Source organism: Bacteroides sp. 41_26 (assembly GCF_949740115.1).
In the GTDB taxonomy this organism is placed as follows: Bacteria; Bacteroidota; Bacteroidia; order Bacteroidales; family Bacteroidaceae; genus Bacteroides; species Bacteroides nordii.
This window is the reverse complement of record NZ_CATJGZ010000114.1, coordinates 18,081-29,189: the sequence shown is the minus strand read 5'-3', so window position 1 is coordinate 29,189 and position 11,109 is coordinate 18,081. Positions and strand designations below refer to the sequence as shown.

Below are 11,109 nucleotides of genomic sequence, written 5' to 3'. Positions count from 1 at the left end.
TTATGTCTGTTCTTTCTTAGTCTTTTTTTACGCTTGTGCGTAGACATTTTATGTCTTTTTTTCTTCTTTCCGCTTGGCATAGCTTCAAAATTTTATGGTTAATACTCTTGTTTATTATTTCTTTACCGCGATTGTAAATGTCTTCGCTGGCTTAAATGCCGGAATATTATGTTCTGGGATAATAATTGTAGTATTTTTAGAAATATTACGAGCTGTTTTCTGAGCTCTTTTCTTTACTACGAAGCTACCAAATCCACGAAGGTAAACATTCTCATCTTTCGCCAAAGAATCTTTTACTGCGTCCATAAACGCTTCAACAGTTGTCAATACTGCTACTTTGTCAATTCCGGTGTTCTTTGCAATTTCGTTTACAATATCTGCTTTAGTCATTTTTCCTTAAAAAAAATATTATTACTATGTTCTTTCTAATTTTTTGGACTGCAAATATATAGCTTTTTAAGCTCTCAAAAAAATATATTCTGAACAATTTTATAAAAAAGTCTCTTCCTTAAGTTTTGTTAGATTTAAAAAGAGCTACTTTTGTACACGAATTACGGTTCTGATGTACCAATATGCCAATGTATTAGTTGGCTATGAGGTGCATTAATAAGGCAAATAACGTATTTTTTACGTTGCTATATTAATACATTATTTTAATGAATAACTTCAGCGAAACACTAATAAACTGGTATCACGAACATAAACGTGACTTACCCTGGAGGGAGTCTTCTGATCCTTATCTGATATGGATTTCTGAAATCATTTTGCAACAGACAAGGGTTGTACAAGGGTATGATTATTTTGTGCGTTTTATTGAACGCTTCCCTGATGTGAAGACACTTGCCGAAGCTGATGAAGATGAGGTAATGAAGTACTGGCAGGGACTGGGATATTATTCCCGTGCACGCAATCTTCATGCTGCTGCCCGTAGTATGAATGGGGTATTTCCTAACACTTATTCGGGAGTATTGGACTTGAAGGGAGTAGGAGAGTATACGGCAGCTGCCATTTGTTCCTTTGCTTATAATATGCCTTATGCGGTGGTCGATGGTAATGTATATCGGGTATTGTCGCGTTATCTTGGGATTGAAACTGCTATAGACTCTACGGAAGGGAAAAAACTATTTGCTTCGTTGGCCGGTGAATTGTTGGATAAGACTCAGCCGGCTATTTATAATCAGGCTATTATGGATTTTGGGGCGATACAGTGTACTCCGCAAGCTCCGGCTTGCCTGTTTTGCCCATTAGCAGATGGTTGTATGGCACTGGCGAAAGGGACAGTCCAGCAGCTTCCCGTAAAACAGCATAAGACAAAGACAACAAACCGTTATCTCAATTATATGTATGTACGTGCGGGTGCATATACTTTTATTAATAAACGGACGGAAAATGATATTTGGAAAAATCTCTTTGAATTGCCGTTGATAGAAACGGCAGAATCTGTTACAGAAGAGGCATTCCTGGCTCTTCCGGAATTCACTGAATTATTCGTTGGAGGAGAAGTTCCTATGGTTCGTTTGGTCTGCCGGGATGTGAAACATGTGCTTTCTCACCGGGTGCTTTATGCTAATTTCTATGAAGTTAGCTTGCCGGAAGATACTGTTTCTTTCTCTTCTTACCTGAAAGTGAGGATTGACGAGTTAGAGCAATATGCCGTGCCCAAATTGATACATGCTTTCCTGGAGAAATATGTATAAAAACTTGTTTGGTGTTGTATTTCTGTTTAATTTTGGCACAAAATAATATAAATATAGAATGATATGTCAGTAAATAAAGTGATATTGTTAGGAAATGTTGGTAAAGACCCGGAGGTTAGATATCTGGATACAGGTATTGCTGTGGCAACTTTTCCTTTAGCTACTACCGACCGTGCATATACTTTGGCTAACGGAACGCAAGTGCCCGAAAGAACAGAGTGGCACAATCTTGTGTTGTGGCGTGGACTGGCAGAAACGGCAGAGAAATATGTTCACAAAGGTGATAAGCTTTATATTGAAGGAAAAATAAGAAGCCGTTCTTATGACGATCAGACAGGTGCCAAGCGGTATATTACCGAAATATTCGTAGATAATATGGAGATGTTGACTCCTAAGAATACTGCACCAGGTGCTTCTTCATATACTCCGGCAGCTCAGCAGGGTGCACCGACTGTGCAGCCACAGCAATCGCAAGCTAACCCTATACAGAATAATCCGGCAGATGATTTGCCGTTCTAAATTGACAGTTGATAATTGATAATTGACAATTGGCTGCACATCATGCTGCATCATAACTGTCAATTATCAATTGTCCACTGTCAACTAAATAATTGTTTAACTAAAACCCAGGATTTTGGACCCAGACGCTTATTTATGCCATTTGGCAGACATTTTTAACGGTATAACCGTAAACCCACCTTCCTTTTCGGCAATTGTAGCTATTATTTTGGCCGGTGTGCTTTTGCTCGCCTCCGGTTTTGCTTCTGCATCAGAAATAGCTTTTTTTTCATTATCTCCTTCCGACCTCAATGAAATAGAGTCACGTAATCATCCCTCGGATGAGAAAATCAGTAGTTTGCTTGGAAATTCAGAGAGCTTGCTGGCAACTGTACTGATCACCAATAATTTTGTTAATGTGACGATAATTATGCTTTGCAATTTCTTTTTCATGAATGTCTTTATCTTTCATTCACCTGTTGCGGAGTTTTTGATATTAACAGTAATCCTTACTTTTCTGTTGTTACTTTTTGGCGAGATTATGCCAAAGATCTATTCGGCACAGAAGACATTGGCTTTTTGTCGTTTTGCCGCTCCGGGTATTTATCTGTTGCGCAAAGTCTTTAGGCCGATTTCTGCAGTGCTGGTACGTTCTACTACTTTTTTGAATAAACATTTTACGCGTAAGAATCATAATATCTCGGTTGACGAACTCTCACAGGCATTGGAACTGACTGATAAAGCCGAACTTTCTGAGGAAAACAACATACTCGAAGGTATTATTCGCTTTGGAGGTGAGACTGCAAAGGAAGTAATGACTTCCCGCCTGGATGTAGTGGATCTTGATATACGTACTTCGTTTAAGGACGTGATGAAGTGTATTGTAGATAATGCTTATTCGCGTATTCCTATTTATTCCGGTTCCCGTGATAACATAAAAGGAGTGCTTTATATAAAAGATCTTTTACCTCATGTCAACAAGGGTGATAATTTTCGTTGGCAGTCTCTGATTCGTCCGGCTTACTTTGTGCCTGAAACAAAGATGATAGATGATCTTTTACGTGATTTTCAGGCTAATAAGATACACATTGCCATTGTGGTTGATGAATTTGGAGGAACTTCCGGCATTGTAACAATGGAGGATATTATCGAAGAGATTGTAGGTGAGATTCATGATGAATATGACGATGAAGAGCGTACTTACGCTGTACTGAATGATCATACGTGGGTTTTTGAGGCCAAGACTCAGTTGAGTGATTTCTATAAGATCACAAAACTTGATGAAGATGATTTTGAAAGAGTGGTTGGTGATGCTGATACATTAGCGGGGCTTTTACTTGAGATAAAAGGGGAGTTCCCTGCACTTCATGAAAAGGTTTCTTATCTGAACTATGAGTTTGAAGTACTTGAGATGGATAATCGCCGCATTTTGAAAGTTAAATTTATCATCAACCAACCTCAAACAGAAGAGGATGCATAATTATGGCATTATTTCTGCAGCATAGAGAGCCTTCTTTCCAATGGGGAATCTGGAAGATGGAGGAACCGATAGATGTTTTACTTGGTTTACTTCCGGAGAGAGCGTATTACGAAGAGGAACTGCAACGTTTTAATGCTCCGCACCGTAAACAAGAATGGCTTTCTGTCCGTGCGTTACTATTCCACTTGGTGGGTGTGCATAAAGAGGTGTGTTACGAACCAAGTGGAAAACCTTATCTGGCAGATAACTCTTATTTTATCAGTATTTCGCATACTAAAGGTTACGTAGCTGTTATCTTGAGTGAAGAAAAACCGGTTGGTATTGATATTGAGCAATATAGTCGGCGTGTACACAAAGTGGCGCATAAGTATATGCGGGAGGATGAACAGCTCGTTCCCTATGGGGAAGATGATACCTGGAGCCTTCTGTTGCATTGGTCAGCCAAAGAAGTCATGTTCAAGTGTATGAATACTCCCGAAGTAGACTTTCGGGAACATTTGCATATCGAACCTTTTACAACAGAGCAACAAGGCGTTTTTCTGGCTCACGAATATAGAACGGAGCAACGGCGTAACTTCCGGATTCATTATCTGATTCATCCTGAGTTTGTGATGACTTGGCAGATTGATTAAATATAAAAAAACAGAATACTATGAAACTAAAACACTGCTTAAGTACTATTCTTTTCCTGATGCCCATTTGGGTTGTAGCTCAGAATAGTCCGGTTACGATTACTTACGAACGTTCGGGAAAAGGAGAGGTGACTTTTTATGCTGATAATATATCATATACTCCCTATACGGTTGCTTTGACCTTTACACGTTTGAGTGGTACCCTCTCTCTTCAGGAAGGAGATACCCATAAGGCAACCGCATTCTCTCGTAGAAAAACGCGATTACTGACCTTAAAACCGGTCACAGAAAATGCAGGTATAGGTTTCTCTTATCGCTCTAATATCACTAAAGGCGATTGGCATGCTAAAACAGATACTAACTTTGTATATCTTTTTCCGCTTACAGAAGGTAAACGGGTGCGTATGAACCACATGGTCTCTTTGGAAAAGGTGCTGGGTAGTGATGATAAATCCCGGCTTACAGGCATCTCATTTCAGACTGCCGATGGAGATACTATCGTAGCTGCTCGTCGTGGCATTGTAACCGAAGTACAAGATAATTCAGCTTCAGAAGCAGAACATAAGAGCTTTAGTGCAAAAGAGAATTTTGTAGAGATATGCCAGGATGATGGTACTTTTGCCCGTTATATCTTGTTTCGTGATAATGGTATTTTTGTCTCTCCGGGAGATCAGGTTATCCCCGGACAACCTCTTGGAATCATTGGCGGGAGTAATTATGAACGAGGTTCACATCTGCGTTTTAGTATCTATTGTCCTGACATGCGTAAGTTCACGTTTGTTCCCTGCTTTTATCTTTCTCCGGGGAAGACGGGTAAACCAGCTGTTGGAGAGCTCTATGTTTCTGAACACCCTCAAGAGATTATCATGCAGGAGATGAGTAAGAAGGAGAAGAAAAAATATATGGAAAAGCATTAAAGGCCAGGGTATGCTGAAGGTAAAATTAGCTATTCATAAAACGCAGATTTACTCAGATTTACGCAAATGTTAATTGGATTTGCGATAATTTGCGTAAATCTGCGTTTCTAAAATTACACATTTGTTACTTTAGCAGACTTTCTATATAGTTTCCTTTTCTATTTATTTTTATTCATTTTATAACTTAATGCTCCCGAAGGGCATTTTTTGATCTGTGCAATCAATTCTTCTGTGGTTGCGTTTTCAATTTGTATCCACGGCCTTTCTTTGGGGTGGTATACATTAGGTAACATTTTAACACAAATACCTGCATGCTGGCAAAGTTCAGGTTGCCATATAATGGTCATTTCACCATTTGAATATTCTATATTCTTTCCCATATCTTTTTAATTTTTATTGAATATGAAAACCTTTCATTACGATACGTCTCCATTCCGGATGTTTGTGAATATATCCGGCTACAAACGGACAAAGTGGCACCAGACGTAAGTCTTTTTGTTCGATGTCTTTTAGTGCTTTCTCTACCAACTGGGAGCCTATTCCTTTACCTCCCAAAGCTCGTGGAACTTCAGTATGAGTCAGGTATATTTCTCCGTTCGGGGTCTTTATATATTCTATTTTGGCGATGTGGCCATCAATGCGAAACTCGTATCTTCTATTTTCTTCATTGTCAATGAGTTCATAATCTTCTGCCATAATTTTCTACGTTAATTGTTTAATATATATTTTATAAACAGATTATCCGGAGTTTTTGTTTGTCTCTTCTTTAGAAATTTATACATTTGGAAGATAGTATCAATTTAAAAACAAAACGACTATGGGAGTACAGAAACAAAACGGTTTTTGGGATGTGGTATTGAAACAAATAAATGATAAGTTGACGCAGATGCTTGAAAAACTGAATACAGAATTTGAGTGCGAATGCCTTCGTCATTATTTGATAGGAAAAGGAGAGACGATGGTACTTTCTGACGAAATTTTTCAGAAGGTAGCTGCTCATGCAGAACCTCAGTTTGCAGCCGGAAAAGGGATTGGATCTATTTCTTATGTTACGATCAATGGAGTGAAATATCGTTCGCAGGCGATTTCATTTTATGATAATACCGATTTTGATTATGCTTTTGGATGCTCTACTGTTTACTTTAATGCCGAAGGAAAGGCAGTTGGATTCAGAGATATCTATGATTTTGATGCGGCAGGGCATCGTAAAGAAATGGAAGAGAAGTTGACTGAGTTGATGGGGATTATTGGAAAATTCTTAAAGGCTCAGCCGTATGATATCGTTTATGGAACGTATCAATAATATGCCAATATGCTAATGTGCCAATGTGCCAATTAGCTGCGCTGTCACGCCGCATGGTAATTGGCACATTAGCACATTATTATAATCTTTCCAGTTGTACAGTGAAGTGCCTCATTAATGGAGCTTCCCATGCAATACGTACTCCACGTGTTACGTTTTCTCTGCGATCGTATACATTCTTTAATGCGGCGGCAATCACATCCATATGATTGTCAGTATATACACGACGGGGGATAGCAAGGCGTAACAGATCCAATCCGTTGAAGCGATTCTGTCGGGTTACCGGATCACGGTCTGCCAGCAGGTATCCTATTTCGCATCCACGGATACCGGCTTCCAGGTATAATTCAATCGTTAGTGTTTGCGCCGGAAACTCTTCTTTCGGTACGCAGGTCAGTACCTTCGGAGCATCTACAAAGATGGCATGCCCTCCGGCAGGACGCTGGTAAGGGATACCATATTCATCCAGTTTCTTTGCGAGGTATTGCACCTGATGGATACGAGTTTCAAGATTATCGAATTCAGTGTTTTCATCCAGACCGATAGCAAGAGCATTCATATCGCGTCCGTTCATTCCTCCATACGTAAGATACCCCTCATATTGTACACAGAAGCCTTTTGCTCCTTCATACCATTCTTTACGACGGGTGGCAATAAAGCCTCCCATATTTACGATACCGTCTTTCTTGGCACTCATGGTCATACCATCTGCTAAGTCAAACATTTCGCGTGTGATCTTTTTGATTGTTTTATTCCCATATCCCTCTTCACGCGTTTTGATAAAGTAGGCATTTTCGGCAAAGCGGGCTGAATCGAAAAGTACCGGTTTATTATATTTGTCGGCCAAAGCACGTACTTCCCGTAAGTTTTGCATAGAAACGGGCTGTCCGCCGGCTGTGTTATTGGTGATGGTTACTATGATAAAGGGAATTCGGTCGGCATGTTCCTGTAAGGCTTTCTCTAACTTGGCAGGATCTACGTTCCCTTTAAAGGGAATTTCCAGTTGTGTTTGCTTCGCTTCATCAATCGTGCAATCCAGTGCGAGGGCTTTGCGTCCTTCGATATGACCTTTGGTAGTATCGAAGTGTGAATTTCCCGGTACGATATCTCCTTCGTGTACAAGATAAGAGAATAGTACATTTTCAGCAGCACGTCCCTGATGGGTAGGAATAATATATTCGAATCCTGTTAACTGGGTGATTTTGTCTTTTAGCTTGAAGAATGAGGAAGCTCCGGCATAGCTCTCGTCTCCTAACATCATTCCTGCCCATTGGCGATCACTCATAGCTCCGGTACCGGAGTCGGTGATGAGGTCAATATAGACTTGTTCGGCTTTTAGTTGAAATACATTGTAGTGTGCCTCTTTTATCCATTGCTCACGTTCCTGACGGGTGCTTTTGCGGATGGGCTCTACCATTTTAATTTTCCATGATTCAGCAAAAGGTAATTTCATTTCCTTAGATATTTGGTTTTACTTGCCGAATTTACTGTTTTACTTTGATATAGGCAATGAAATACTGACTTTTTGATAGGATGGGGTAATAAAAAATACCTGTTGCATTTGGAGTGAATGCAATAGGTACTTGACATGGAATTGAAATTCTATTAAACCTGTACACCGGATGCAGGTGTACGATAACGAAAGAACTTTTAGGCTGGGAAATGCATAAATCATAATAAAAAAGTTCGCAATATTTGCGAATGCAGGTAAATGGTGTTATATTTGTATTTGTAAAGCTAATCGATATGGAGATAATTTTTGATAAGGAGTATTTACGAGATTTATATATCACAGGAAAGGCGGATAAAAAACACCGTTTTCAACCGCAGATTATTCGTAAGTATATTCGCATCATTGATTTGATGATTGAAAAAGCTGATGTAACGGCTCTCGCACAATATAATTCGCTGAATTATGAGAAATTAAAAGGTGATAAAGCGGGATTATCCTCGGTAAGGGTGAACGATCAATATCGTATCGAGTTCGAAGAACAAATCAAGGATGGCGAAATTATCGCAACAATATGCAGCATAACAGAATTGTCGAATCATTATAAATAGGAGGAACAGATATGAGTACTACCAAACAAGAGATTAACCCTCAAATGATTGCGAACAATCTTACTCCCGCATACCCGACACATCCGGGTGAGATTTTGAAAGATGAAATCGAGTATAGAGGAATATCGCAACGAAAGCTGGCAGAGCAAATGGGGTTGGCATATTCCGTTTTGAACGAGATATTGAATGCCCGTCGTCCAATGACGGAAAAAACTGCATTACTCTTTGAAGCCGCCTTAGGGATTGAAGCAGAACCGTTGATGCGCTTACAGTTGAAATATAATATGCAAACCACTCGTAAAGATGAAACGTTTATGAAGCGGTTGGCGCAAGTACGCAAAATAGCTGCGGCTCTTTAATAATAAGAATTGTGGCTTTACTTTATTATTCACATTCCTGAGGGTGCTTTTACGGATGGGCTTTATCATTTTATTTTCTATGATTCAGCAAAAGGTAATTTCATTTCTTTAGATATTTGGTTTTACTTGCTGAAATTAGTGCTTTTCTTTTTCATGTGCAATGAATTTATGTCTTTTTGTTGGAGTAAAGTGCTTTTAGATATGTTTCGGTACGGAAAATCTGTAAGGTGTGAAGCTTTAAAAGAGAATATGGAAAGTGAATAATTGATTATAGATTGCTCAACCATAATTGTTTTTCCAAATTTTAGGAAATTGGTATGTATGAATTTACGTTCTATTACTTTTTTCTATGATCAATATGGCTTTTTTATTTGAATCAACTTATTGGTATATTGTTTGTTTTGAATTATTGTGGAAGAGTAATTATCTTTTTTATCACAATATTTGTTTTCTAATTCTTGATAGCTTTGGTAAAATAGGGAAGAGTACACAAAACAGAAAATGTATGGACATGCATTTGATAGTAGTATGTAGACTATTGAATGTTGTAATATAAATTTAGTAAAAAGAAAAAAATAATGCTTATGTAATATGATGAAAAAATAATAGGAAGAAAATTATATTCCATTTTCTTCCTATTATTTTATCTATATATTTTCCCTAAGAAAGTATATGTTTTTGGGTTGAGTAATTATTAGATGTTATTAGAAGAAGAACACCAATAGAGCTTGTTATCATCAATTACAGTTGAGTCTTTGTAGAATTTAAGATCAAACGATGAAAGATATAAATTATTGGCAATGTTTTTTAGTCTGAAGTAATTGTTCCCATTTACAAACTCTATTTTCCAATGTTGGGTATTATTGTTCTTGTTAATTGTAATTTTGCAAGTATTATCTAGATATTCGTTTTCTCTTCTTTTCAATTTTATATAATCGTTTTCGAGTTCTAAAAGAAATAAACCTGTTTCATTGTATGGAGGTCTTAGATACATGATAGGAAGAAGAACTGTATTTCCTCCAGAGTTTGGGAATTCAGTTAAGAAACCTTTTCCGGATTCATTAGAATTGAATTTTGTGTAAGGTGATGTGAGAATTATTCCTATAGTATAATTAGTTTTTTTTAAGCGTAACGCTAATTCTATTTCTTTTTTCTTTGATAAATCATCAATAAATTCACTTAATAGATAAAATTTAGTATCAGGATTACCTATTCCTATTAATGATTCGGTCTCAGTTGTTACACTATTCATCCAACTTGCGTAATCAAAAGTTACATTATCTAAATCTCCATTAGCATTTTGACTTATTATAGATGTAATTACTTGAGAACCTCCTTGTGTCTTGATGTATATGTTCACATTTTTAAAGCTGTTAAATAACTTATTATCGTAATGTACATTTGCTGTAATTGATGACATTAAAAAGTTAGATGAAGCCTTAAAGTCTAATAATTGAGTAGATTCTGTACTTGTATATTTTCCGGTATAGAATGCTGAAAAATTACCACCTAATAAAATATCAGTCATAACATGAGTACCGTATTTTTCAAGTAAATCTTTACCGGATAAGTTTTTTAAATCAGATAAAAATTCATCAGTAAAAAAATATTTCAACCTTGAAGGTGTTGTATATGGCAAGGTTATTCGGCGAGTCATTTTTAGTGCATCTATTCTATAGAAGGCATCTCGATTTTCGCTTGTTCCGCCTGAATTTATTGTTGCTTCTAAATCTAAAGAAAATAAATTTAAATCTTTTGTTCCGACTTTTGCAGTGGCATTAATATTAAGGTTTTCAGTTAATGTTCTTACGGACGAACCATATACTGTTTTTGTTTCGGTTTTACCATGTAATAAAGACGTTTCTATTTTTGAAGGATTGAAAATAACTTCTTGTCCTGTTATTGGATCTCGTCCTAATCCTTTTTCTAATCGATCTAAATCTATTATTTTAGCTTTCGCATACAATGGATCTTTAAAATCAGAATAGAAACAATTGTATCCATATCCCAATAAATCATATACTCCATCGCCTGCACTTCGTGTAGTGGGAGTATTTTCTTTTTCAGTATTCAAATCTGTAATGATTTCATTGTCTGTACATGAGAAGATAAAAAAGGAGAGAAATAAGGTAGCAATAAATGTTTTCATAATTTAAATTGTT

At 37.3% G+C, this 11,109-nt stretch carries 13 protein-coding genes; 8 read left to right on the top strand and 5 right to left on the bottom strand.

Features of this window, described 5'->3' with window-relative positions:
- Nucleotides 1-114: 114 nt before the first annotated feature.
- Entirely contained in the window at nt 115-390 is a 276-nt protein-coding gene (locus QX565_RS17285) for an HU family DNA-binding protein (RefSeq protein WP_002561408.1), read from the bottom strand.
- 266 nt (nt 391-656) lie between these two features.
- On the opposite strand from QX565_RS17285, the gene mutY reads away from it, so the two are divergent.
- The 5 genes from mutY (at nt 657) to QX565_RS17260 (ending at nt 5,224) form a co-directional block, all read left to right on the top strand.
- Nucleotides 657-1,697: an A/G-specific adenine glycosylase gene (mutY, locus tag QX565_RS17280; RefSeq protein WP_289293685.1), complete on the top strand. Its 1,041-nt coding sequence runs from the start codon at nt 657-659 to the stop codon at nt 1,695-1,697.
- Between the two features lie 63 nt (nt 1,698-1,760).
- On the top strand, nt 1,761-2,216 hold the full coding sequence (locus QX565_RS17275; RefSeq protein ID WP_007486602.1) for a single-stranded DNA-binding protein: 456 nt from the start codon (nt 1,761-1,763) through the stop codon (nt 2,214-2,216).
- A gap of 115 nt (nt 2,217-2,331) precedes the next feature.
- Complete coding sequence (locus QX565_RS17270) at nt 2,332-3,675, top strand: gliding motility-associated protein GldE (RefSeq protein ID WP_221649479.1); 1,344 nt, start codon at nt 2,332-2,334, stop codon at nt 3,673-3,675.
- 2 nt (nt 3,676-3,677) lie between these two features.
- Nucleotides 3,678-4,307, top strand: a complete 630-nt coding sequence (locus QX565_RS17265; RefSeq protein ID WP_289293683.1) for a 4'-phosphopantetheinyl transferase family protein — start codon at nt 3,678-3,680, stop codon at nt 4,305-4,307.
- 20 nt (nt 4,308-4,327) lie between these two features.
- On the top strand, nt 4,328-5,224 hold the full coding sequence (locus tag QX565_RS17260; protein WP_289293682.1) for a M23 family metallopeptidase: 897 nt from the start codon (nt 4,328-4,330) through the stop codon (nt 5,222-5,224).
- Between the two features lie 158 nt (nt 5,225-5,382).
- Here QX565_RS17260 and QX565_RS17255 read toward each other — a convergent pair whose 3' ends face one another.
- Complete coding sequence (locus QX565_RS17255) at nt 5,383-5,604, bottom strand: (4Fe-4S)-binding protein (protein WP_289293681.1); 222 nt, start codon at nt 5,602-5,604, stop codon at nt 5,383-5,385.
- Between the two features lie 13 nt (nt 5,605-5,617).
- Nucleotides 5,618-5,920 (bottom strand): GNAT family N-acetyltransferase, encoded by a 303-nt coding sequence (locus QX565_RS17250; RefSeq protein WP_221649475.1) that lies wholly within the window; start codon nt 5,918-5,920, stop codon nt 5,618-5,620.
- Nucleotides 5,921-6,041: 121 nt separating this feature from the next.
- On the opposite strand from QX565_RS17250, the gene QX565_RS17245 reads away from it, so the two are divergent.
- Nucleotides 6,042-6,527, top strand: coding sequence for a hypothetical protein (locus QX565_RS17245; RefSeq protein ID WP_221649474.1), 486 nt, complete (start codon nt 6,042-6,044; stop codon nt 6,525-6,527).
- 79 nt (nt 6,528-6,606) lie between these two features.
- Here the strand turns inward: QX565_RS17245 and tnaA are convergent, their stop codons facing one another.
- Nucleotides 6,607-7,980 (bottom strand): tryptophanase TnaA, encoded by a 1,374-nt coding sequence (gene tnaA, locus QX565_RS17240; RefSeq protein WP_221649473.1) that lies wholly within the window; start codon nt 7,978-7,980, stop codon nt 6,607-6,609.
- A 293-nt stretch (nt 7,981-8,273) separates the two neighbouring features.
- On the opposite strand from tnaA, the gene QX565_RS17235 reads away from it, so the two are divergent.
- Both QX565_RS17235 and QX565_RS17230 read left to right on the top strand, forming a co-directional pair.
- Nucleotides 8,274-8,588 (top strand): type II toxin-antitoxin system RelE/ParE family toxin, encoded by a 315-nt coding sequence (locus QX565_RS17235; RefSeq protein WP_221649472.1) that lies wholly within the window; start codon nt 8,274-8,276, stop codon nt 8,586-8,588.
- A gap of 11 nt (nt 8,589-8,599) precedes the next feature.
- The gene (locus tag QX565_RS17230) at nt 8,600-8,947 is read left to right on the top strand and encodes a HigA family addiction module antitoxin (protein ID WP_221649471.1); all 348 of its coding nucleotides are present in this window, start codon (nt 8,600-8,602) and stop codon (nt 8,945-8,947) included.
- 694 nt (nt 8,948-9,641) lie between these two features.
- On the opposite strand, the gene QX565_RS17225 is transcribed toward QX565_RS17230, so the two are convergent.
- Nucleotides 9,642-11,096, bottom strand: a complete 1,455-nt coding sequence (locus tag QX565_RS17225) for an MAC/perforin domain-containing protein (protein ID WP_289293678.1) — start codon at nt 11,094-11,096, stop codon at nt 9,642-9,644.
- Nucleotides 11,097-11,109: the final 13 nt, after the last annotated feature.

Excerpts from the sequence above, each read along its gene's own strand:
- QX565_RS17285 (WP_002561408.1), bottom strand. The coding sequence starts at position 390 with ATGACTAAAGCAGATATTGTAAACGAAATTGCAAAGAACACCGGAATT.
- mutY (WP_289293685.1), top strand. The coding sequence starts at position 657 with ATGAATAACTTCAGCGAAACACTAATAAACTGGTATCACGAACATAAA.
- QX565_RS17275 (WP_007486602.1), top strand. The coding sequence starts at position 1,761 with ATGTCAGTAAATAAAGTGATATTGTTAGGAAATGTTGGTAAAGACCCG.
- QX565_RS17265 (WP_289293683.1), top strand. The coding sequence starts at position 3,678 with ATGGCATTATTTCTGCAGCATAGAGAGCCTTCTTTCCAATGGGGAATC.
- QX565_RS17260 (WP_289293682.1), top strand. The coding sequence starts at position 4,328 with ATGAAACTAAAACACTGCTTAAGTACTATTCTTTTCCTGATGCCCATT.
- QX565_RS17255 (WP_289293681.1), bottom strand. The coding sequence starts at position 5,604 with ATGGGAAAGAATATAGAATATTCAAATGGTGAAATGACCATTATATGG.
- QX565_RS17250 (WP_221649475.1), bottom strand. The coding sequence starts at position 5,920 with ATGGCAGAAGATTATGAACTCATTGACAATGAAGAAAATAGAAGATAC.
- QX565_RS17245 (WP_221649474.1), top strand. The coding sequence starts at position 6,042 with ATGGGAGTACAGAAACAAAACGGTTTTTGGGATGTGGTATTGAAACAA.
- tnaA (WP_221649473.1), bottom strand. The coding sequence starts at position 7,980 with ATGAAATTACCTTTTGCTGAATCATGGAAAATTAAAATGGTAGAGCCC.
- QX565_RS17235 (WP_221649472.1), top strand. The coding sequence starts at position 8,274 with ATGGAGATAATTTTTGATAAGGAGTATTTACGAGATTTATATATCACA.
- QX565_RS17230 (WP_221649471.1), top strand. The coding sequence starts at position 8,600 with ATGAGTACTACCAAACAAGAGATTAACCCTCAAATGATTGCGAACAAT.
- QX565_RS17225 (WP_289293678.1), bottom strand. The coding sequence starts at position 11,096 with ATGAAAACATTTATTGCTACCTTATTTCTCTCCTTTTTTATCTTCTCA.